This is a genomic window from Paraburkholderia diazotrophica, from assembly GCF_900108945.1.
GTDB classification, from domain to species: domain Bacteria; phylum Pseudomonadota; class Gammaproteobacteria; order Burkholderiales; family Burkholderiaceae; genus Paraburkholderia; species Paraburkholderia diazotrophica.
The window spans coordinates 34,784-56,321 of record NZ_FNYE01000030.1; the positions used below are offsets into that span (position 1 = coordinate 34,784).

Here is a 21,538-nt window from a genome sequence, read left to right on the forward strand (position 1 = left end):
GCGCAACAAAACAGAGAGAACGGTCATGCAAGACATTGATGAATTTCTGAAGAAGCATCACATCACCGAAATCGAAGCGATCATTCCCGACATGGCGGGCATTGCGCGCGGCAAGATCATTCCGCGCAGCAAGTTCGAATTGGGAGAATCGATGCGGCTGCCCCAGGCCGTGATGGTCCAGACCGTGACGGGCGAGTATCCCGACGACGGCTCGCTTACGGGCGTCACCGATCCCGACATGGTGTGCGTGCCCGACCCTTCGACGATTCGCATCATTCCGTGGGCCGTCGATCCCACTGCGCAGGTGATTCACGACTGCGTGCATTTCGACGGCACGCCCGTCGCGATCTCGCCGCGCCGCGTACTGCGCCACGTGCTCGATCTCTACAAGGCCAGAGGCTGGAAGCCCGTCGTCGCACCGGAGCTCGAGTTCTATCTGGTCGACATGAACAAGGACCCCGACCTGCCTCTGCAGCCTCCCGTCGGGCGCACGGGGCGCGCCGAGACGGGACGCCAGGCTTATTCGATCGAAGCTGTCAACGAGTTCGATCCGCTTTTCGAAGACATCTACGAGTACTGCGACATTCAGGAACTGGAAGTCGACACGCTGATTCACGAGGTGGGTGCTGCACAAATGGAAATCAACTTCCTGCACGGCGACCCGCTCAACCTCGCGGACCGTGTGTTTCTCTTCAAGCGCACCGTGCGCGAAGCGGCACTGCGTCATCACATGTACGCAACGTTCATGGCGAAGCCGATGGAAGGCGAACCCGGCTCGGCGATGCACGTGCATCAAAGCATCGTCGATGAAGAGACGGGCCAGAATCTGTTCACGGGCAGCGACGGCAAGCCGACCGCGCTCTTTAATCAGTATCTCGCGGGCCTGCAGAAGTACACGCCCGCGCTGATGCCGATCTTCGCGCCGTACATCAATTCGTACCGCAGGCTGTCGCGCTTCATGGCCGCGCCGATCAATGTGCAATGGGGTTACGACAACCGCACGGTCGGATTCCGCATTCCCCATTCGAATCCACAAGCGCGTCGTATCGAGAATCGCATTCCGGGTGTCGACTGCAATCCGTATCTCGCGATTGCCGGCACGCTCGCCGCCGGCTATCTCGGCATCACGCAGCGTCTGACGCCGACAGAGCCACTCTCGAGCGACGGCTACCAGTTGCCGTATCAGTTGCCTCGCAATCTCGAAGAAGGGCTCACGCTGATGGCCGCATGCGAGCCGCTTGCCGAGATCATGGGCGAGCAGTTCGTCAAGGCGTATCTCACGCTAAAGGAAACCGAATACGAAGCGTTTTTCCGCGTGATCAGTTCATGGGAACGCAAGCATTTGCTGCTGCACGTCTGAGGCTCAATTGATCCAGGTACCCGGAATGCAACGTGCAAGCGCAAGACAACTGGAGGCAACATGAGCTACAGAACAGAAGAAATCACTTACGTACAATCCGCGCAACACGCCGCAAAGTCCAGCGCATCGCGACAGCAGCGCAGTACGGCGGAATATCGCGCGCTCGACGCCGCGCATCACATTCATCCGTTCTCGGATATGGGTGCGTTGAATCGCACAGGCAGCCGCGTTATCGTGAAGGCCGACGGCGTCTATCTGTGGGACTCGGACGGCAACAAGATCATCGACGGCATGGCGGGACTGTGGTGCGTGAACGTCGGCTATGGCCGCAAGGAACTCGCGGACGCAGCCTATCGGCAATTGCAGGAACTGCCCTTCTACAATACGTTCTTCAAGACGACGCATCCTCCCGTGATCGAGTTGTCGGCGCTGCTTGCCGAACTGACACCCGCGCCGTTCAATCACTTCTTCTATTGCAACAGCGGCTCGGAAGGCAACGACACGGTGCTGCGCATCGTCCATCAATTCTGGGCGACGCAAGGCCAGAAGCAGAAGAAGTTCGTCATCTCACGCAAGAACGGCTATCACGGATCGACGATCGCGGGCGGCACGCTCGGCGGGATGGGCTACATGCATGAGCAGATGCCGTCGCAGGTCGAGCACATCGTGCATATCGACCAGCCATACTGGTTCGGCGAAGGCGGCGACATGACGCCGGAAGAATTCGGATTCGAACGCGCACGGCAACTCGAAATGGAAATTCTCGAACTGGGACCCGAGAATGTCGCAGCGTTCGTCGGCGAGCCGTTCCAGGGCGCAGGCGGCGTGATTTTTCCGCCGTCGACGTACTGGCCTGAAATCCAGCGCATATGCCGCAAGTACGACGTGCTGCTCGTCGCCGATGAAGTGATCGGCGGATTTGGCCGCACGGGCGAATGGTTCGCGCATCTGCATTTCGGCTTCGAGCCCGATCTGATCACGATGGCCAAGGGCCTGACGAGCGGTTACGTGCCGATGGGCGCTGTCGGTCTGCATGATCGCATTGCCGAGGCAATCATCGAGAACGGCGAGTTCAATCACGGCCTCACGTATTCGGGGCATCCCGTCGCCGCTGCCGTTGCCGTCGCGAACCTGAAACTGCTGCGCGACGAAAAGATTGTCGAGCGCGTGAAGAACGAAACGGGTCCGTATTTTCAGCAGTCGCTACGCGAGACGTTCACCCGTCATCCCATCGTCGGCGAAGTGGCGGGTACGGGTCTCGTCGCGGGCATTCAGCTCGCGCAGAACCCGAAGAACAGAACGCGCTTCGAAAATGGCGGCGACGTCGGCATGATCTGCCGCGACTTCTGCTTCAACGGCAATCTGATCATGCGCGCAACGGGCGACCGCATGCTGCTCTCGCCGCCACTCGTCATTACAAAGGATGAGATCGACGAACTCGTATCGAAGGCGAAAAATGCCATCGATGCAACCGCGCGGCAATTAGGACTGTCGTAACGGTACTCACATCACGCGTGAACAACGCGTCTCGCACATGACAGAAAGGGGGCGATAGGGGCAGAATGTGCTCCTCGCCTTCAACACGATGTCCGGCCTTGCATGCCCGCGCGAACGGATTGAAGGCTTACCGTAACCTCTATGTCCGTTATGACGAGGCGTCGATGAATGCCGTGCTCACATCTGAAATCGCATCGAAATTCGCTGGTCTCGCGCTTGCTCATCTGACGCGCGAATATCCGAACAAGCTCACGCACTCGCTCGCCGGTCCACAGGATGTGCAAGGTCCGCGCGCGTTGCATCCCATCTTTTATGGCAGCTATGACTGGCATTCGTGCGTACATGGCTACTGGTTGCTCTTGCATCTGCTCGAACGCTTCCCCGAGTTGCCCGAGGCGCCGCAGATCATTGCCGTCGTCGACGAGCACTTCACTGAAGAAAACGTTGCGGGGGAACGTGCCTATCTCGATCTGCCGCATAACCGCGGTTTCGAGCGGCCCTATGGCTGGGCATGGCTGCTTGCGCTGTCGGGCCAGTCCGCATCGCTGAAGCTGCCACAAGCCGAACGCTGGTCGAAGACGATCGAGCCGCTAACGGAGGCATTCGTCGAACGCTTCGAAGGGTTCTTGCCGAAGGCGACTTATCCGCTGCGCGTTGGTACGCATTTCAACACGGCATTTGCACTGGCGCTCTCGCTCGAATTCGCGCATCGCACGCAACGCGATGCGCTGGCAATGCTGATCGTCGAAACGGCGAAGCGCTGGTATCTGAACGACGCACGTTGCCAGGCGTGGGAGCCATCGGGCGACGAGTTTCTGTCGCCTTCGCTGATGGAAGCGGAGTTGATGCGGCGCGTGTTGCCGCCCGCCGAGTTCGACGCATGGTTCACGCGCTTTCTTCCCGATCTCGCACAGGGTCAACCCGCGACGCTGTTCGTGCCCGCCACCGTCACCGACCGCAGCGACGGCAAGATCGCGCATCTGGACGGACTGAATCTGAGCCGCGCGTGGTGCCAGCGATCGCTTGCGCGCGCGCTGCCGAATGACGATCCGCGCCGCGCGGTGCTGTTCGAAGCCGCTGATATACATCTGGAAAGCGCGTTGCAGCATGTCGCCGGCGACTATATGGGAGAGCATTGGCTCGCCACTTTCGCGACGCTTGCGCTCGAAGCTTGAAGCCTCGCGACGCATCGCGTCCCTTGCGAGAGTCCCATCGCAGGGCACGCAGATCGTCTCATCATCGATACGGTCACGAGGAGCTTTGCCGCCGCACTGCAAGGCTTTGGCTGTTTTCATCGAAAAGGACCGATCCTGATCGCAGCCGGTGCGGCTCATTTCCCGGCGAGGACTCGCTGCTGGATAGACTGACCGCCGCCGCGTACACGATCACGGCCGCGCAAGGGCTGAAAAACCGCACTCACCGGTCAGTAGCCCGATATCTGTTGGGAAAGCAGGGACAAAAAGAAAGGCCCACCAAGCGGTGGGCCGAATCCATATCAAGAGGAGACATGGAGGAGACAGGTACTAGTATAAACCCTTAGCGTCTCAATGCAAGTGTATGTGTCATGACAACAACACGCTCACTGAGAGGCTGCCGGCCGTCTTCCAGAAGCGAGGCATGGGACGCGATGCAAGACTGATGGGCCGAACGGAAACGCCCCGTAACAGGTTCGCGAAACATCGCGCAGCGCCGGCGCACAAGCGACGCCAGGGGGCGTCTAGCGGTATTCGAAATCGTCCGCGGTAATCAACACTTGCGTCGCGCCCTTGGCGAGTGCTTTACGCTCGGCCACTGCCGCTATGCGGCGCTGACCGTTGCCGAATGCCTTCGTGAGGTGCAATTCGTCCGCGCCGCGCTCCAGCCAGAAATGCTGTTCGAGCGCATCGCGCGTGATTGCACATCCTATCGCGCGCCTTTGCACGACGATGTCGAAAGTCACGGATTGGCCGTTTGTCGAAAGCGCGAAGTTGCGTACGGACTGTTCCATTTTCAGCCTCTCATGAAATGCGATCTAACCTTATTTCGTGTTGCTTTGATGAACCATGCACCGATCTTCCCGCATTGAAACTATCTCACTCCGTTCGGCATCGATCAGTTCGGAACAATCCTTGACACACACCCGTCGCAAACGTTTGGTAGCACCCAATGCGAGCGACAGCCGTCGATCAGGTGTTAAGGGAACATGGTACCAAGCCAGTCAGTACTTCCAGGGGCCGTTTTAATCACAGAGAAAACGGCCGGAATGTACCCATTTTGAACGATGCGGCGGCGATGTTTTCTGCTGTCTGACAGGACTTTTGCACGTGGAGTTGCACGACGTAGATCTCGCGGTTTTCCGTCTGACGAAAGATTGCGCGCAAATGAATCGACACCTTGCTTTATACCTCGTCAAGAATAGAACGCAATCGTTTGCCTCATATGTCACATTGCCCGCGGCAGCAGAATTCGCGGAACCTCGTACGCGATCGAGCCTCTATAAAGAAGTAATACGAATTGCTTGATGAAGCATCCACATGGACATGGCTGTTCTCCCGGCTCACTCACCGCAACGGGATGAGCCGTCAAATGAAAGTTGCGCGACGCGAATGGCCGCTACATGACGCTTATGCTGATCCCGTCGACCCAGCTTTAACACCTGCTACTCACGCTGCCTCGCTTGCTGTTCAAGCGCATTCTTGAGCCGCTTGACAGCTTCGTCCGATTCCGCCTGGATCTTCGCGCGCAGCAGCGCCGCGTTCAGCAACACGAACCAGAGCGTCGGCGAACGGTAGACAAATGTGCGCTCGAACCGTGTGCCGTTTGTGCCATTCACATCGGGCGTTAGCGTGTAGCTGACCGTGCCTGCGGGACGGCCATCGATCGTGCCGTCGATCGTCCACTTGTCCGGCCGGTTGCGCTCGACCACCGTCCATACGACGCGCCCACGTCGTCCCGCGACGCGAAACTCTTCTGTCGTCTGCTCGCCGACGGCCAGCGAATGATCCGTCGCGCCCGTGACCGACAGCGACGACGGATGCCATGCCGGCCAGTTCGCAGGCGTCGTTACATAGTCGAAAACGGCCGTACTGGGCCGCGCGATAAGTTCAACCGTAACAATGCGCGTCGATAGATCAAAGGCGCGCGGCAATGGAACGAACAGGAGTCCGAGCGCGGCCGCCATACATGCCACAGTCGCGATCGCTCGCACCAGCGTATTCATCGCTATTCGCGCGAGGTCCGCGCGCCCCGAATGAAGGAAGTACTTTCCTTGCGCTCGCACAATGGCAAAGCCTGGCCTGTCGATCTTACCCCGCTGTGTCGAAGCAGATCACACCGAGTGTTGCCGATCACACTGGCGGATCGTGTGTTTTCTGACACATTGTGCCTGGAACATTCCTCGCTTATCTGTTCAATTGACCTGATCCGCACGATAGGAGTGCGCGTTGCAATGCCGTACACTTGTCGGGAGTCGGAAACGAATGGTCCACAAATCAGTTGTTCAAGGAGGGAACGTCCGTGGCAAATGACAAAATGTTGACGCAGGTTTCTGAACAGGACGGCTTCATCGCCGCGCTCGACCAGAGCGGCGGCTCGACGCCGGGCGCGCTGCGGCAGTACGGCATTCCCGACGACGCTTACAGCGGCGACGCCGAAATGTTCAAGCTGATGCATGAAATGCGTGTACGCATCATCACCTCCCCCGCCTTCACCGGCGAAAAGGTCATCGCGGCCATTCTCTTCGAGGCCACGATGGACGGGCAGGCTCAAGGCAAACCCGTGCCGTCGTTTCTCTGGGAAGACCGCGGCGTCGTGCCGTTTTTGAAAGTCGATAAGGGACTCGAAGCTGAACAGGACGGCGTACGCCTGATGAAGCCGATCCCCGGGCTCGATGCGTTGCTCGACCGCGCGCGCAAGCTCGGTATTTTCGGCACCAAGATGCGCTCGGTGATCGAGCGGAATTCGCCGTCGGGTATTGCCGCAATCGTCAAGCAGCAATTCGAATATGGCGCACAAATCGACGCGTGCGGACTGATGCCGATTCTCGAGCCCGAAGTGTCGATCAAGGCGCCGGACAAGGCGGGCGCGGAGAAGACGCTGCGCGATGAAATCAGCAAGGGCCTCGATGCACTGCCTGCCGATAAGCAGGTGATGCTCAAGCTGACCATTCCCGATGTCGCCGAGTTCTACAAGCCGCTGATCGATCACCCGCGCGTTGCGCGAGTCGTCGCGCTTTCGGGCGGCTATACGCGCTCGGAAGCGTGCAAGAAGCTCGCGCACAATCACGGCATGATCGCGAGCTTCTCGCGTGCGTTGATCAACGACCTGAAGAAGCAGATGAGCGACGACGAGTTCAATGCGAAACTCGCGGAAGCCATCGATGAGATTTACGAGGCTTCGTCGGTCAAGGTCTAAAAGAAGAGCGTTCTGGAAGCCGCGCGGGATGCAGTGTCACTGCGTGCAGATCTCGCGCGGCCTCTTCACCGGGCCCTGATACGCCGCCGCGTCAATGCGCTGTTGGCGGAACGTCGGGGTCGACGTACTCGTTGCGCGAGAGCCAGTACGGATCGCGGTTGTAATACGTGTGCAACGACTCGCCCCATTTTGCATCGGCCATCGACGGCCAATGATCCTTGTCGAAACCCGGTTCGTCCTTTAGCCGCTGCGCGCTAATGTCGACGTGGAAGCACTTCTCCGCGGTATCGAGCGTGAGCGCGCTCCACGGAATCGCATGCAGGTTCGCGCCCATGCCGAGAAAGCCGCCCTCGGAGAGCACCGCATAAGCGATTCGTCCGCTACGCACGTCGAGCATGATGTCCGAAATCTTGCCGACGTGTTCCCCGTCTGAAGAGATCACCTTGTTGCCGTCGAGCGTCGATGCGGCCATCACCTCGGGCCCCGGCCCTTCGCCGACACCGCCGCCGACAATCCCTGCTCCACCTGTTCTGCGCGTTTGCGGATTAATCGAACCCATGGCTCACCTCCTTTGAACGTGAGTGTCATAAAGACGCGCAATGCGTGTACCTGAAGCGCTTCGCGAGGACGGTTGTCAAGCAAGCTTTACCTGACGAGCACGAGCCTGAGTCATCTTTTCCGAAAACGACTCCTTGTTGTCCGTTCTCAAACGAATAAGCCGGGTCTACTAGAGACGATGTCACGCGGTCTCAGCAGCGCAGCAGCAGTATTGGCAACTCAGCAGTGATCACGCCTTGAACTTCTGCGCCAACGAACGCGCGAGAGGTTCTGGACGAATCCATCGCGGAGTCTGTTAATGAAACGCGCGCCACTCATTTGACTTCCTGTGTAACGAGTTCGCCGAATACGCGGACGGCGCGATCGATATCCGCGTTCCATGGATGCCCGAAGTTGAGCCGTACGCAATGCCGGAAGCCGCGTGCCGCAGAGAAAATCGGTCCCGGCGCGATGCTCACACCCTGCTCGATCGCGCGCCTGTGCAGCGTCAACGCGTCGATCGTTTCGGGCAATTCGAGCCATACGAAATAGCCGCCCGACGGACACGTCCACTTCACACCCTTCGGCATGTAACGTCGCAACGCCACATTCATGGCATCGAGTTGCGCGCGCAATGCCGCGCGCAATTTACGCAAATGCCGGTCGTATCCGCCATGTTGAAGATAATCCGCGATACCTGCCTGCACGGGAATGCTCGCCGAAAGCGTCGTCATCAGCTTCGCACGCTGTACTTTCTCCGCGAATTTTCCCGCAGCAGCCCAGCCAATTCGATACCCAGGCGCAAGCGTCTTCGAGAAGGAACTGCAATGCATGACAAGCCCTTTTCGATCGAATGCAATCGCGGGCAACGGATAATCCGCCTGAAAATGCAGTTCGCCATACACGTCGTCTTCGATCAACGGCACTTCATGTCGCGCGAGCAGTTCGACTAGCGCCTTCTTCTTTTCGAGCGGCATCGTCGCGCCCGTCGGGTTCTGGTAGTTCGTCATGAACCAGCACGCGCGAATGGGGTGCTTGTCGAGCGCCTGTTCGAGCGCATTCAGATCGAGGCCGGTTTGCGAATCGACGGGAATTTCGACGGCGCGCAAATCGAGTCGCTCAATCGCCTGCAGCGCGGCGTAAAAGCCCGGGGACTCGACGGCCACCACGTCGCCAGGACGGGTCACGGCCATCAGACATAGATTCAACGCTTCGAGCGCACCATTGGTGACGACGATTTCATCGAGCCGCTGCGACAGTCCCATGCCCAGATAACGCAGCGCAATCTGCTGACGCAATGCCTCGTTGCCAGGCGGCAAATCGACGACGGTACTCCAAGGATTGACCGTGCGCGCCGTTTGCGCGAGCGACTTCGCAAGACGCGGCAACGGAAACAGCATGGGGGAAGGAAACGCGGAACCGAGTGGCACGACACCCGGATGCCTTGCCGCTTCGAGTACGCTAAAAACGAGTTCGCTGATATCGACTTTCGCTGACTCGGCGAGCGCTCGCTTCGCCGTGACCTCGCGACTTTCGGGAACGGCCGCGCCGCGCGCGACGTAATAGCCGGAACGCTCCTGCGCGCGAATGAGTCCCCACTCCTCCAATAGATAGTAGGCGCGAAATGCCGTCGACTGACTGACGCCGTGCTGCGCGATGACCTGTCGCAACGAAGGCATCCGCGTGCCTACGGCGAGACTGCCCGAGCGTATTTCCGCCGCCATCGTATTGGCGAGTGATTCGTACCGAGTCATCGAAGGGTGCGCGTCGCAGGGCGCTCTTTATGGAGAGCTTTTTATACTAATCGGTACTGCACCGCGCAATCAACGTTTGCCGCTTCTCATCCATTTCTCATCCACTTCTCATCGATGTCTCATCGACAGATAGACCACGAATGCCGAAACGGCCGCGACCAGCGCAGCCCCGCCGAATGCTTGCGAGAAGCCCTCGCCGTAACTCGAACGCGCAATATGGGTCAGCGTGTCCGTCAGTGCAGGCGGATAGAGCGTGAATGCACGCGCGAAGTCGCCCGCCATCACACGCTCCGCGAAGCCCGGCACGGAAGGCACTTGCACGTGAGACATCTGCGCGGTCAACGCCGAACGCACACCTTCGGCCAGCACTGCGCCGAGTCCGGAAAAGCCCAGAAGAATGCCAGTGAAGCGCGACGTCGTGCTGACGCCGGACGCCATGCCCGCGCGTTCTCGCGGGACCGTGCCCATGATCGCCTTCTGCGTTTCGCCGTTCAGCAGTCCCCCGCCGCTGCCGAGCAGCGCCATCGCGGCGATCAGCCATGCATGATCCGCGCGGCGCGCGGCAAGCATCATCGCGAGATTGCCGCATGCGACCACTGCGAGGCCGAGCGTCAGAATCTGCCGTGAATCCATATATGCCGCGAGTCTGCGCCCAAGTTGCGGCAGCAACAGCATCGCCAGCGCGAAAGGCAACATACCGGCTCCCGCACTGAGCGCGCTCTCGCCTCGCGCGTTTTGCAGGAACAGCGGCAACAGCGAGGCCATCACTTGCGCCGACGACGCATACGCGAACATCGCCACGATTGCGCCGACAAAGGGCAGCGAACGAAACAGTGTGAGATCGAGCATCGGATGCGCGCGCCTGCTTTCGACCAGTGCAAACGCAGCGAACAGCGCGACACCGGCACACGCGCGCGACACAGCGGATATGCTGAACCATCCGCGTTCGGGGCCGAGAATAAGGGCCCACGTCAACGAAAACATCGCTGCCGCAAAGAGCGCGATACCCGGCAGATCGAGCGAGCGCGGCGTCGGGTCGCGCGACTCGTCGACGATTCTGACAACACCCGTCGCCAGCAGCGCACAGATAGGCACATTGATCGTGAATGCCCAGCGCCAGCCCATATACGCGCTGACGACACCGCCGATCAGCGGCGAAAGGACCATCGTCAGCCCCATGATGCCGCCCCACACGGCCCATGCACGCGCACGTTCGCGCTCGTCATGAAACGCATGTCCGATGATCGCGAGCGCGGGCGCGAGCAGGAACGCCGCGCCTACACCCTGCGCGGCGCGCGCGATATACAGCAGCGATGCGTTCGGCGCGACGCCGCATGCGAACGAAGCGAGCGCGAAAAGCGCAATGCCCGCGAGGAACACGTGCTTGCGCCCGAAGCGGTCGGCGAGCGAACCGGCGGGGAGCAGCAGCGCGGCGAAGCACAGCACATAAGCGCTGATCACCCATTCGATATCGGCAAACGATGCATTGAGATCGCGCGCGATGTTGGGCAGAACGATGCCGACGACATTCGTGTCGAGCACGGTCATTGCACACCCCATCGACGCAATGAGTAGCAGCGGCGTGCCGTGAGAGGCCGAACGGGTAGCGGTGATTGAACTCATGAGACTGGCTTTGCGGAGAGACGGCGGACGGTAAGCCGCATTTCACCAGTTATTTCTATTCCGTTCATTCCCGCATTTCTTGAATATAATTAGCTATAACCTAATACTCGCAGTACGCATCATGGAACTCAGGCATCTGCGTTATTTCATCGCTGTCGCGGAGCGACTGCATTTTGCACAGGCCGCTGAAGCCCTCGGCATTGCGCCGCCCACGCTGACCGTGCAGATTCAGGAGATGGAGCGCACGCTGCAGGCGCAACTGTTTCGCCGCACCAAACGCACAGTCGCGCTCACGCCTGCCGGAGAAGCGTTTCTCACCGAAGCGCGCGAGACCCTCGCGCAATTCGAACGCACGCTGAATGTCGGAAAGCGCGCTGGACGCGGCGAGCTGGGGCGAATCCACATCGGCTATGTCGGCTCGGCTGCGTTTTCGGGCATCCTGCAGAAACAGATTCGCGCGTTCCGCAAATCGCGGCCGGGCGTCCTCGTGCAGGCAACCGAACATCCGATGGGCGAACTACCCGCGTTGCTGGAGGAAGGACGCGTCGACGTCGCGTTCGTGCGCATGCCCGTCGACCTGCCGTCCTCGCTGCGCGCGCACGTGCTGGCACGCGATGCGTTCTGCGCGGCGCTGCCCGCCGAGCATCCGCTGGCGGCAGCGGTCGGGCCGATCAAGGCGCGCGCGCTGGCGGGCGAAACCTTCGTCGTGCCCGAACAGGACCTCGGCACGCGGGAAATCGCGCGGCGCGGCCGCTTCAATCCGCGCATCGTGAGCGCGCCGGGGACGCTGCTCGCCGTGTTGACACAGGTCTCCGTCGGCGCGGGCGTGGCCATCGTACCCAACGTGCTGACGCGGGTCGTCAATCTGCCGAACGTCGTCTTCAAGACGCTTGCGGGCGAGCCAGTCACGTCAGAGGTCGCCGCCGTCTTCCGTAAATACGAGCATTCGCCCGCGACGAAAAAGCTGATCGAGCAGATGACGGGTAAGACGGCCTAGTACTTTCCCGGGCTTTTACTCGCCCCACGACCTATCATTGGAGAACGATACCGACGCTCGACATTCGCCCGCAATTCGCTGGGCGTGTTCGAAGCGGACTGGATCGTTCCTTGCTGCACAGCACCGAAGCGAACGCCCCAGACCGGACCAACTGGCCCCGGGCAAAGGAAAAATCGCCCGAAAAACCGCGCTGGCCGACGTTCGTGTATCACACCTGGCACTCACGGAGAAATCAAATGACCATCGAATTCACCAGCCGCCGGCACGTCGTAGCCGCATCGCGAGTCGCATTCGAAGCGAACGTCGAAGGAAAGGAGGTATGGTGCAGCGTATCAATCGACGCCCTCAACGACCACTTCGGCAATACGGGCACGTCGTCCCACGATCTGATCGCGGCGTTCGAGGGTAACAGGAAGGCGATTGAGGCGGCCGCCCGCCGAGTGTTACAGCGAAATGGGGGACAGTCGGTGGAACTGGAGACGCGCGACTTCCATTAGAGCCCGCTCGAAAGCGGCGTCGCGCGCGGGAAAGACCAACACCGGCGTGCGCGACGCCGACGGGATCAACCGTCTATCCACGCAAACTCGTCGCGATTAGACCTGCGGCACTTTCACCTGAAAAAAGCCTTTTCAAGGCGCCTGGTGAAAATGAAGGGGTGTCAAAAGAGATGAACTTCTAGTTTTCGCAGGGCCCGACAACCCATTGCGCATTGGCTCGCACAGATCGCATTGACGAAAACTCTCAGCAATTGCGAAAAGATCCGGCACGACGAACGAGCTTTTTAGTCTGCCGCCGTGCGTGGCGTTTGGGCGAGGCAGTGCAGTGCCCCGCCCTCCAATTGACTTTTTAAGCGCGTGATTTTCTCGCAGCCTTTTTGGCCGCTGTCTTTTTCGGGGCAACGCTGTTCATTCCTGTGGCCTTTGCAGCTCCAATCAGAAACTTGTTACGGTCTTTTTCCGCTGCCAGCCATGCCGGCGCCGGACCACGACCGCTCCAGGTCGCGCCCGTCTCCGGGTGACGATATTTGGCGGGTTGCGGTCCTTTAGGCTGGCCGTTGCCCGTCGCGCCCTTGGCGGACGCGCTCGTCGCAAGCTCGCTCGCCGCGCCGGGAACGAGGTACTTGTTGCGATCCTTCGCACCTGCAATCCAGGCCGGCGCGCGACCGTGCCCCGTCCAGGTCGCGCCCGTTTTGGGATCGCGATATCTGGCTACACCTTTCGTCTGCACACCTGCCGACTTCAGCGAAGGACGGCCGCGCTTTCTATGGCCGAGGTGCGCATCGATATCGGCCGTCGTCAGATTGTGCCTGGCCATCAATGAGCGAATGCTTTCGAGGGCCGCCGTCGACTTTTGGGAAGCGATGGCATCGGCCTGCTGCTGAAGCTTTTGTATCTTTGCCTGAAGTGCTTCGAGTGTAGCCATATTGAAAACTCCTTATTGAAGATACCGGCACTATGCCACGGACATGTCATATATGGCTAGAGTTCATCCATTACATGAAAGACAAATGCCTTTCGTTTTGGTGCCAGGCGCGGCGCTCAACGGGAGCATTAAGAAAAATCCGATTCGCGTAGGGAATAGCGAGAATGTCAAATTGCTTGCATTGACGTTGGGCAGACCGGCTAACCGTTCTATGCAGAAGCGAGATAAACCACTCAAAGGTCAATTCTTTGAGCATTGCGCGGCGAATGAACGGCGCGACTTCAACGAGTCTTTACAAGTGTGTCGACTTTGAATTCCTCATCGGCGGCTTCGTGCGATGGCGATGTATTGTTTTGAAAGCGTCGTTGACGCAAGCCACTACCACGCGCTGCCGGTTCTTTCCTTTTCGATCGACAGTCCCGATTCGGTTTCCGCAATCTTCGTACAGTCGGCGTACGTGCAAGCCGGCGTCATGAGTCACGCATCGAATAAACCACTCACGAGTAGGCTTAATAATGAAAAAGGCCGGAACCCGCAGCATGCAGGCACCGGCCACGATTCCCAATCGAAAGGCCTGGTGTAGCGTCAGCGATTCATATCGATCTGCCCTATCGCGGATATCGCGGGCAACGCACGCGATCAGTGGTGCGCGAACGTGATGCCGTTCGTGCGGACGTCACGCACGCCAGCTTGCGACGAACCATTCGACGCCGCACCGTATCCGCTTTCGTGTGCGGACGCCGTATGCTGCGCGGCCAGACGGGCTTCGGCGGCCTCGATGTGGACGGGATAGCTGTTGCGGTCGTCGAGCGGGCTATAGCCGACGTTATGCAGCTGCACCAGTTCTTCGCGAACTTGCGCGCGCGTCAGAGGCTGACTGGTCTGCGCGAATGAAGCGAGGGGAGCGCTAATCAGAGCCGCAATGACAAAAGCTTTAGCAAACGTTTTCATGGCAACACCTCCGGGACTGTTCGTTTGGGCTGCTTCGAACTGCTTTCTGCAACCGTTGAACACAAGTCTAGAGGCGCAGCGCCGGCGGATAAATCCGCGGCGCGTGAAAAGATCATTCAGGGAATCGCGACAATCCGCGGTGCATCGCTGTGTCCGCTTCCAGCGGGCACTTCGAACGCGATCTGCGGCGCGCGGCCGTTAGCCCGCCAGTTTCCTGAACGTTTCGAGCACGGCGTCGCCCTTGAACGGCTTGACGATCCAGCCCTTTACGCCTGCCGCCTTGCCGCGCTCCTTCATCGCGGGACTGCTTTCCGTCGTCAGCATGATGATGTTGACGCTCGCGTTGGCCAGTTCGCTACGAATCTTTTCGGCCATCGTGAGGCCGTCCATGTTCGGCATGTTCACGTCGCTGACGATGAGACGAATGCCCGGCGACGACTTCAGCTTCGCAAGCCCGTCCTTGCCGTCCACGGCCGTCTCGACATCGACGCCGTTCTTTCTGAGGAAGCCCGCCACTTCATCGCGAACCGTGCTCGAATCGTCCACTACCAGAACCTTTCCCATTGCTCACCCCGTAGCGCGCCTTTAAAGCGGCGCATTGATTGATTGAAGACATGCGTCGTGCGCGAAAGCCGGAAACCGTCAGAACAGTTCGAGCTCTCCGCCGCTTTCCTCGACTTCGGTCACATGGGCGACGAAATCGATAGGCGCGCTCGCGCACACACAAAGCGTCGCGCCGATTTGTACGTTTGCGCCGATCGTCGCGCGAAATGCCGCGAGGTACGCCGGCTTCAGTTCCGTCAGAAAAGGCACGCACGCGCCACTCAACTGATAGGGCGTCGACATGCCCAGATCAGGAAAGTACTCGATCAGTTGCTGATTGATCGCGCCACAGCACAGATTGCCGACTTCCATCAGTGCTTCCGCCAGCGAACGGCCTTCGGCGTCGCGCAAGTAGTAATCGCGCGTCGTCTTGTCGTCGTCGAAATGCAGCACGAGCAGAAAGCGGAATACAATCGATGAAATGGTCAAAACAACGATATGGTTCGCGAGTGCCTTATTGGCCAGATGTGCGTCGAGAGCCGTGATTTCGCATGCGTCGCCGGCATGGGCGGGCAAACGCGTGCGCGCGGACTGATAGAAGATCCGTTCGATGCTTTCTTTCGCTTGCTGACTGATCACGACGTCGCCTGTTCTAACCGGGATTGAATCTGGCCGGCGAGCGCCTCGACGCTCGCCAGCGACGCTGCGATCATCTTGCCGCCTGCCTGAATGTCCTGAAACGTGGCCGTCGTGATAAGGTCGTTGCGATTCAGGCTGTCGTGATAGCTCTTCGACAGTTCCTGCGAGCGCGAAGCCAGCGCGCGCACTTCGCTCGCGACGATCGAAAAACCACGTCCGGCCGCGCCTGCACGCGCCGCTTCGATCGAAGCGTTCAACGATACGATCAGCACGTGCCGCACGATCGACGACAGCTCATTGTTTTTCGTATGCATGTCGTGGTTCTGTGCCATCAGCGAAATCATCTGATCATGCCAGCGCTCGAACGTGGCCGACAGATGCCGCAAGCGCGCGGCCTCGCCGGAAAGACGCGTCGCGTGCTGAAGCCATTCGTCCTTCTGGTTCAATAGCGCATTGAACGCGGCGCGCGCCTCTTCGGCTTGCGTCGAATGGTGCACGAGATCCTCGCGCAACGTGTCGGCCAGCGCGTGCAATTCGCGCGCCTGCTGCTCGTGCTGCCGGATCTCCGCTGCATGTCGCTCTTCGGCCCGCGCCAGTTCCTTAGCCTGCGACTCGAGCGCCGTCCGGTGCTGCTCGCTGGCTTTTCTGATGAGCCAACGATGCGCGAGCACACACACAAGCGCGCTCGCGACAACGCCGGCCAGCGCCGCGATCACATACTGTTCAACCACAACGAATCCCCGTAGTGCTATTCGGAAAGTGCATTCGCCTGAATCGAATTCACCGTTTTGGCGGCATCGTGCATCGACGTGCCGACGCTATCGACAGCGCAGTTTTCCGGCAGATAGACGATAGTCTGGAACTGGCGGAAGTCCGCACCCGTGCGCTCGTCGGTGAAGCGCAATTCGATGCGGCCGCCTTCGCGCCGGATGAAATCGCGCACCGCATCCATGCCGACGCCACGACCTGAGACTTCCGTCACGTTTTGCGCCGTCGAGAAGCCGGGCCGGAAAATGAACTCCGCCACGGCTTCGTCGCTCAACTGCGTATCGGGCTGGAGCCAGCCTCGCTCGGCGGCAATGCCGCGAATGCGCGACATTGCGAGGCCGCGTCCATCGTCGCTCAACGTGATCTGTAACGCCCCTTCCGCGACGCCCACTTCGATGTCGATCACGCCGCCCTCGGGCTTGCCGAGCGCCACGCGCTGCGCCTCCGTTTCGATGCCGTGGTCGACGGAATTGCGCAGCAGGTGCATGAAGATATTCTTGAGCGCGCTGCCTGCCTGCGAACGTACGCGATAACCGTTATCGTCGATGCGCACGGTCGGCGCGGACTTGCCGAGTTCCGTCGCAAGCGAAGGCAGCGATTCCAGCACGCCCGCGAGTGCATCTTCGAGCTTCTCCGTGCCCAGCAGACGCAAGGTTCTGCGCACCGCGTCGCGCGCCGTCAGCAGATCGCGCACATCAGCGGGATTCGCCGCATCGAGCAGACGAAGGCTTTCCTGAATGTGTTCGCTGTCGACCATCAGATAGCGCTCGACGCTGCTGCGGCGACCCGCATTGCGGCGGCCGAGGCTCACCTCATTGATCGTCGCGTAGTGCTGCAGCGCCTCTTTCACGCGCGCGAGTTCGACGATCAGTTGCTCCTGGTCCCACTCGTGCGCGGTTTCGGGACGGCGCAGCGCGTCGTAACGCTGCTCCGTCTCGTGCACGATGCTCGTCAGATGCTGAAGGCTATAGGTCCGCGCATTGCCCTTGATCGTGTGCATGTTTCGGAACAGCTCCGCGACGGCCGGGCCGTCCGCCTGCGCGTGCTGGCGAATGATGCGTTCGTTCTCGTTGATGAAGCCCGTTGCGCTTTCGACGAAATGATGGAACTTCTCTTCGCTCACCGCGAGAATCTCGCCGATCATTTCAAGGCGACGCTTCTGCTCGCCCGCTTCGGCGGCAAGCTGGCGCAACTCCGTCACATCGCGCACACACAGCATCAGGCGCATCACGGTGTCGCTTTCGTCGGTGATCGCGGACCAGCTCAAATCGAGCGTCTTTACGCGGCCATCGGGCATCTTGCGCGTCAGTTCGTTGACGAGCAGATGCTGGTTGAACTCGAAGTTGATGCTGTCTTCGCCGATGCACGCCTCGACGGCCGCTTCGACTTGCGACACCGTATCGGCGCCGAGTTCGCTGTCGCCGAACACGAGGTCCATCAACGGACGGCCCGCAATATCCTTCGTTTCGAAGATTGCTTCGAGATACGCCGAGTACTCGGCGTGAATCACGGCGCCTTCTACGACAGTCAGAATGCCCTGCTGCATGTTCTGCAACATCGCCTGAATGTCGGCCGTCTTCTGCTTCAGTTGCGCGGAGCTTTGCTGGATCTTTTCGATCATGCCGTTGAACGCGACGATCGAATGGCCGATCTCGTCCATGCGGCCCACGGGTACGCGTCGCGTGAAATCCTGGCTCGATGCGATCTCGCTCATCATCGACTGCATGCGCGAAAGCGGCCGCGTGATCTGACGGTACAGCAGCAGGCCGATTATCACGAGCACGAGGATGGCTGCGCCCGCTGCGCCCGCGATGGCCGTCGTCGTCGTGGCGAGGCCTTCATTCAGCGTGTCGATCGCGTCATCCTTCTGGCGGTTTTTCTCGATGCGCAGCGTTTCGACGATGCCTTCCAGTTCGTCGCGATACTGCGCGACATTGGCGAACAGATACGCCTGCGCGAGATCGTTCTTCCCGTCCGCCTTCATTCTGGCGGTGTCGTTGATCGCCGCGAAGTAGTTCGCGAGGCTGTCGCGCGCCTGCGTGACAAGCCCTTCCTGCGCGTGGCTCGCTGCGGCTTTCGCCTGCACGTCGAGTGCTTCGCGCAACGACTTCTCTTTGGTGGCCAGTTCCTTTTGCGCCTGCTCGACCATATTTGCATCGGGCGCGTAGACGAGCGTCATCGTCGCGAGCTGGACGTCCTTGACCTGCGAAACGAGGTCGGCGGAAGCGAGCGCGCTCGGCACGACGCCCTGCGTCACTTGCCGGACGTCTGCAGCGCTGCCGCGTGTCTGATAGACGGCGTATCCGCCGATTGCCGACAAGGCAACCAGCATCGACACCACGAGTAGAGTGATGCGGTGACGGATGGTCATTTGCGGTATTCCCCGAGGTCTTGCACTGCGCTGCGCAGCGCTGCCCGTTCTGATTTATCCATTTGACGGGCGACGCGATTATCGTCGGTGGCTCATGACGAAGCTGTGACCAGACGAATTGTTTCGCGGGCTAAAAAACGCAATACAACATGTGCGCGAATCGATCTAAAGTTCTCGCATTCGTCGCCGTTAACACGAACGCTATTTCGCTGGCGCAAACGTTTTGCGTACCATCTGGCTCAACCCGTCACGAATGGCTGTGAAGCGCGCTCGTTACCGCTCGCATTGAGCCGCTCGTATTCGGCAATCAGTTGCGCGCCGAACAGCATCAACGTCGCGAGCGCTTCGAAGCTGAACAGCACGACGATAGCCGTCGTCAGCGAGCCATAGACGACGCTCACTTGCGATAGCGTCGCGAAGTACCACACCAGCACACGCCGCGTGATCTCCCACAGCACGGCAGCCGCCACCGCGCCGACGAACGCATGCCACGGCGTCGTGCGTCCAGCGGGTATCACCAGATAGATGGCCGCGAGCACGAAGATCTCGCCGGCAAGACCGAGCAGATAAAGCACGACACGCGTCGCGCCCGTCAGCGATATCGTGTGGTCGAGCAATACGACGCTGTCGCTCGCAACGGCGCGAAGTCCACTCGACACGAACGTCACGAGCAGCACGCCGACGCCGAGCGACAGGCTGAACAGATACGGCAGGATCGCCGACAGCAGAAAGTGCCTGCGCCGTATCGCGACGCGATGCACGAAGATGATCGACAGCGCATTTTCGAGCACCGTGAATGCGAGCGAGCTGAAGAAGATCATCGTGACGACGAGGAACCAGCCGATCACCGCCCGATGCGCAAGGAAATTGGCGAGCTCCTGCACGATCGCTTTCGATTGCCCCGGCACCAGCCATTCGAGCAGATGCGCGAGCGTATCGAGCAGCAGCTGCTGGCCGACGAAATGACTGAACGCGATCGCGACGAGTATCAGCAACGGCACGATGGACAGCAGCGCATAGTAGGCAATCGCGCCCGCGAGCAGCAGTCCCTGGTTCTTGCGGAATGCCTTGAACACCTGCAACGCGAACTGCGCGGGATGCTTCGCGACGTAATGCAGCGCGCGATTGCGCATCGTCTTCACGTTCGCCTCCGCCTGTCGCGCGCGTGTCAGCGCCCTCGCCCGAACGGCAGCAAACAATGGTCCCGGCAATGATAAAAGGCATCGATTTTCCGAGCATTTGCTCACCAAAAGAACAAATGAACCTAACTCGCGGAGCGCGAGACTCCTGATTTACCCCTATCTGCCAAGCACGTCGCCGCCCTGCTTTACGGCCCGCAAGAGCTTGTCCAGCAAGGCTTTGAGCATCGCCGCCCGCCTCGTTCGCGTCGCGCCGCATCAAAACTCGCTTCTTGATTTTTGCGAAGGTGGCTGCTGTACTAACTAAAACAACTTGATTTAGTAAGGCCCGCGTCACCGTCGATCCATTGCACGGCGGCGGGCGACAAAAGGTGCGATCAGTGCCGCGAAAGCCGTCGAACCAATCGCTGTTCACAACGTCGTCAAACATCCGGAGGAGCGTCCCATGAACCCGAATTCCCGCAGGCCGTTGCACCGCGCGTCCCACATGCAGCCCGTCGTCAAGGGCATTGCCGCAGCGTGCGTCGTGGCGTCGGCGCTGTGGTGCGCGAGCGCGAGTCTCGCGGCCGATCAGACCGTCGTCGGCCTGATCACGAAGACCGATACCAATCCGTTCTTCGTCAAGATGAAGCAAGGCGCGGAAGCCACCGCGCAGAAAGACGGCGCGAAGCTGATTACGGCGGCCGGCAAGTTCGACGGCGACAATGCCGCGCAGGTCACGGCCATCGAGAACATGCTGACCGCGGGCGCGAAAGCGATCCTCATCACGCCGAGCGACACGAAGGCGATCGTGCCGAGCATCAAGAAGGCGCGCGCAGCGGGCGCGCTCGTGATCGCGCTCGATACGCCGACCGATCCGCAGGACGCCACCGACGCCCTCTTCGCCACCGACAACTTCAAGGCAGGCGTGCTGATCGGCGAATACGCGAAGGCCGCGCTCGCCGGCAAGCCCGCGAAGATCGCGACGCTCGATCTCGCGCCCGGCGTCTCCGTCGGCGTGCTGCGACATAACGGCTTTCTGAAGGGCTTCGGCATCAAGGAAGGCGATCCGTCGATCGTCTGCAGCCAGGACACGCGTGGCGATCAGGCGAAAGGCCAGACAGCGATGGAAAACTGCCTGCAGAAGGCACCCGACATCAACGTCGTCTACACGATCAACGAACCGGCCGCAGCGGGCGCGTATCGCGCGCTGAAGAATGCGGGCAAGGAAAAGAGCGTGATGATCGTGTCGATCGACGGCGGCTGCGAAGGCGTGCGCAACGTGAAGGCAGGCGAGCTTGCCGCGACGTCGCAGCAGTATCCGCTGAAGATGGCCTCGCTCGGCGTCGAAGCAGGCGTCGAGTACGCGAAGTCTGGCAAGAAAGCGTCTGGCTATCACGACACGGGCGTGACGCTCATCACCGACAAGGCGCAAAACGGCGTGGACAGCAAGGACACGAAGTTCGGCCTCGACAACTGTTGGGGCAACAAGTAACGGCGCAACTTGAATAGTAGTCACCGGGCAGCAACGGAGATGCGCAAGGTGCGCATCTCCGCGAGTTCTCC

19 protein-coding genes are annotated in these 21,538 nt (G+C 60.1%); 7 read left to right on the forward strand and 12 right to left on the reverse strand.

Features of this window, described 5'->3' with window-relative positions; genetic code table 11:
* Positions 1-25: 25 nt before the first annotated feature.
* The 3 genes from BMW76_RS28865 (at position 26) to BMW76_RS28875 (ending at position 4,032) form a co-directional block, all read left to right on the forward strand.
* Positions 26-1,360, forward strand: coding sequence for a glutamine synthetase family protein (locus BMW76_RS28865; protein ID WP_090871471.1), 1,335 nt, complete (start codon positions 26-28; stop codon positions 1,358-1,360).
* Between the two features lie 60 nt (positions 1,361-1,420).
* On the forward strand, positions 1,421-2,857 hold the full coding sequence (locus BMW76_RS28870) for an aspartate aminotransferase family protein (RefSeq protein WP_090871473.1): 1,437 nt from the start codon (positions 1,421-1,423) through the stop codon (positions 2,855-2,857).
* A gap of 164 nt (positions 2,858-3,021) precedes the next feature.
* Complete coding sequence (locus tag BMW76_RS28875; RefSeq protein ID WP_090871475.1) at positions 3,022-4,032, forward strand: DUF2891 domain-containing protein; 1,011 nt, start codon at positions 3,022-3,024, stop codon at positions 4,030-4,032.
* 542 nt (positions 4,033-4,574) lie between these two features.
* Here the strand turns inward: BMW76_RS28875 and BMW76_RS28880 are convergent.
* Positions 4,575-4,844: a DUF1488 family protein gene (locus tag BMW76_RS28880; RefSeq protein ID WP_090871477.1), complete on the reverse strand. Its 270-nt coding sequence runs from the start codon at positions 4,842-4,844 to the stop codon at positions 4,575-4,577.
* A 651-nt stretch (positions 4,845-5,495) separates the two neighbouring features.
* Positions 5,496-6,056 (reverse strand): SRPBCC family protein, encoded by a 561-nt coding sequence (locus BMW76_RS28885; RefSeq protein WP_090871479.1) that lies wholly within the window; start codon positions 6,054-6,056, stop codon positions 5,496-5,498.
* A 296-nt stretch (positions 6,057-6,352) separates the two neighbouring features.
* Here BMW76_RS28885 and BMW76_RS28890 point away from each other — a divergent pair, with 296 nt between their 5' ends.
* Positions 6,353-7,249 carry a fructose bisphosphate aldolase gene (locus BMW76_RS28890; protein WP_090871551.1) on the forward strand — a complete coding sequence of 299 codons (897 nt, stop codon included), beginning with the start codon at positions 6,353-6,355 and terminating at the stop codon, positions 7,247-7,249.
* Positions 7,250-7,340: 91 nt separating this feature from the next.
* Here BMW76_RS28890 and BMW76_RS28895 read toward each other — a convergent pair whose 3' ends face one another.
* The 3 genes from BMW76_RS28895 to BMW76_RS28905 all read right to left on the reverse strand — a co-directional run bounded on the left by BMW76_RS28895 (position 7,341) and on the right by BMW76_RS28905 (position 11,163).
* Entirely contained in the window at positions 7,341-7,808 is a 468-nt protein-coding gene (locus tag BMW76_RS28895) for a PRC-barrel domain-containing protein (RefSeq protein WP_090871481.1), read from the reverse strand.
* 313 nt (positions 7,809-8,121) lie between these two features.
* The gene (locus tag BMW76_RS28900) at positions 8,122-9,540 is read right to left on the reverse strand and encodes an aminotransferase-like domain-containing protein (protein WP_090871483.1); all 1,419 of its coding nucleotides are present in this window, start codon (positions 9,538-9,540) and stop codon (positions 8,122-8,124) included.
* A 108-nt stretch (positions 9,541-9,648) separates the two neighbouring features.
* On the reverse strand, positions 9,649-11,163 hold the full coding sequence (locus tag BMW76_RS28905; RefSeq protein WP_090871484.1) for an MFS transporter: 1,515 nt from the start codon (positions 11,161-11,163) through the stop codon (positions 9,649-9,651).
* 121 nt (positions 11,164-11,284) lie between these two features.
* On the opposite strand from BMW76_RS28905, the gene BMW76_RS28910 reads away from it, so the two are divergent.
* Together BMW76_RS28910 and BMW76_RS28915 are read left to right on the forward strand one after the other, a co-directional pair.
* On the forward strand, positions 11,285-12,160 hold the full coding sequence (locus BMW76_RS28910; protein ID WP_090871486.1) for a LysR substrate-binding domain-containing protein: 876 nt from the start codon (positions 11,285-11,287) through the stop codon (positions 12,158-12,160).
* A 236-nt stretch (positions 12,161-12,396) separates the two neighbouring features.
* Positions 12,397-12,657 carry a DUF1488 family protein gene (locus tag BMW76_RS28915; RefSeq protein ID WP_087737022.1) on the forward strand — a complete coding sequence of 87 codons (261 nt, stop codon included), beginning with the start codon at positions 12,397-12,399 and terminating at the stop codon, positions 12,655-12,657.
* Between the two features lie 349 nt (positions 12,658-13,006).
* Here the strand turns inward: BMW76_RS28915 and BMW76_RS28920 are convergent, their stop codons facing one another.
* The 7 genes from BMW76_RS28920 to BMW76_RS28950 all read right to left on the reverse strand — a co-directional run bounded on the left by BMW76_RS28920 (position 13,007) and on the right by BMW76_RS28950 (position 19,987).
* Positions 13,007-13,582 (reverse strand): H-NS family nucleoid-associated regulatory protein, encoded by a 576-nt coding sequence (locus BMW76_RS28920; RefSeq protein ID WP_090871488.1) that lies wholly within the window; start codon positions 13,580-13,582, stop codon positions 13,007-13,009.
* Positions 13,583-14,221: 639 nt separating this feature from the next.
* Complete coding sequence (locus BMW76_RS28925) at positions 14,222-14,533, reverse strand: DUF4148 domain-containing protein (protein ID WP_090871490.1); 312 nt, start codon at positions 14,531-14,533, stop codon at positions 14,222-14,224.
* A 198-nt stretch (positions 14,534-14,731) separates the two neighbouring features.
* The gene (locus tag BMW76_RS28930; RefSeq protein ID WP_090871491.1) at positions 14,732-15,097 is read right to left on the reverse strand and encodes a response regulator; all 366 of its coding nucleotides are present in this window, start codon (positions 15,095-15,097) and stop codon (positions 14,732-14,734) included.
* A 78-nt stretch (positions 15,098-15,175) separates the two neighbouring features.
* A complete protein-coding gene (locus tag BMW76_RS28935; RefSeq protein WP_090871493.1) occupies positions 15,176-15,715 on the reverse strand; it encodes a hypothetical protein in 540 nt (179 codons plus the stop codon).
* Complete coding sequence (locus BMW76_RS28940) at positions 15,712-16,446, reverse strand: methyl-accepting chemotaxis protein (RefSeq protein ID WP_090871495.1); 735 nt, start codon at positions 16,444-16,446, stop codon at positions 15,712-15,714. Before BMW76_RS28940 ends, BMW76_RS28935 begins: the two co-directional genes overlap by 4 nt.
* Before the next feature lie 17 nt (positions 16,447-16,463).
* A complete protein-coding gene (locus BMW76_RS28945) occupies positions 16,464-18,854 on the reverse strand; it encodes an ATP-binding protein (protein ID WP_090871497.1) in 2,391 nt (796 codons plus the stop codon).
* Positions 18,855-19,093: 239 nt separating this feature from the next.
* Positions 19,094-19,987: a YihY/virulence factor BrkB family protein gene (locus tag BMW76_RS28950; RefSeq protein WP_090871553.1), complete on the reverse strand. Its 894-nt coding sequence runs from the start codon at positions 19,985-19,987 to the stop codon at positions 19,094-19,096.
* Positions 19,988-20,438: 451 nt separating this feature from the next.
* On the opposite strand from BMW76_RS28950, the gene BMW76_RS28955 reads away from it, so the two are divergent.
* Positions 20,439-21,467 carry a sugar ABC transporter substrate-binding protein gene (locus tag BMW76_RS28955; protein WP_090871499.1) on the forward strand — a complete coding sequence of 343 codons (1,029 nt, stop codon included), beginning with the start codon at positions 20,439-20,441 and terminating at the stop codon, positions 21,465-21,467.
* The last annotated feature ends 71 nt before the right edge of the window (positions 21,468-21,538 follow it).

What these genes read in the sequence shown, in the direction of transcription:
- BMW76_RS28865 (WP_090871471.1), top strand. Translation starts at nt 26, where the DNA reads ATGCAAGACATTGATGAATTTCTGAAGAAGCATCACATCACCGAAATC.
- BMW76_RS28870 (WP_090871473.1), top strand. Translation starts at nt 1,421, where the DNA reads ATGAGCTACAGAACAGAAGAAATCACTTACGTACAATCCGCGCAACAC.
- BMW76_RS28875 (WP_090871475.1), top strand. Translation starts at nt 3,022, where the DNA reads ATGAATGCCGTGCTCACATCTGAAATCGCATCGAAATTCGCTGGTCTC.
- BMW76_RS28880 (WP_090871477.1), bottom strand. Translation starts at nt 4,844, where the DNA reads ATGGAACAGTCCGTACGCAACTTCGCGCTTTCGACAAACGGCCAATCC.
- BMW76_RS28885 (WP_090871479.1), bottom strand. Translation starts at nt 6,056, where the DNA reads ATGAATACGCTGGTGCGAGCGATCGCGACTGTGGCATGTATGGCGGCC.
- BMW76_RS28895 (WP_090871481.1), bottom strand. Translation starts at nt 7,808, where the DNA reads ATGGGTTCGATTAATCCGCAAACGCGCAGAACAGGTGGAGCAGGGATT.
- BMW76_RS28900 (WP_090871483.1), bottom strand. Translation starts at nt 9,540, where the DNA reads ATGACTCGGTACGAATCACTCGCCAATACGATGGCGGCGGAAATACGC.
- BMW76_RS28905 (WP_090871484.1), bottom strand. Translation starts at nt 11,163, where the DNA reads ATGAGTTCAATCACCGCTACCCGTTCGGCCTCTCACGGCACGCCGCTG.
- BMW76_RS28910 (WP_090871486.1), top strand. Translation starts at nt 11,285, where the DNA reads ATGGAACTCAGGCATCTGCGTTATTTCATCGCTGTCGCGGAGCGACTG.
- BMW76_RS28915 (WP_087737022.1), top strand. Translation starts at nt 12,397, where the DNA reads ATGACCATCGAATTCACCAGCCGCCGGCACGTCGTAGCCGCATCGCGA.
- BMW76_RS28920 (WP_090871488.1), bottom strand. Translation starts at nt 13,582, where the DNA reads ATGGCTACACTCGAAGCACTTCAGGCAAAGATACAAAAGCTTCAGCAG.
- BMW76_RS28925 (WP_090871490.1), bottom strand. Translation starts at nt 14,533, where the DNA reads ATGAAAACGTTTGCTAAAGCTTTTGTCATTGCGGCTCTGATTAGCGCT.
- BMW76_RS28930 (WP_090871491.1), bottom strand. Translation starts at nt 15,097, where the DNA reads ATGGGAAAGGTTCTGGTAGTGGACGATTCGAGCACGGTTCGCGATGAA.
- BMW76_RS28945 (WP_090871497.1), bottom strand. Translation starts at nt 18,854, where the DNA reads ATGACCATCCGTCACCGCATCACTCTACTCGTGGTGTCGATGCTGGTT.
- BMW76_RS28950 (WP_090871553.1), bottom strand. Translation starts at nt 19,987, where the DNA reads ATGCGCAATCGCGCGCTGCATTACGTCGCGAAGCATCCCGCGCAGTTC.
- BMW76_RS28955 (WP_090871499.1), top strand. Translation starts at nt 20,439, where the DNA reads ATGAACCCGAATTCCCGCAGGCCGTTGCACCGCGCGTCCCACATGCAG.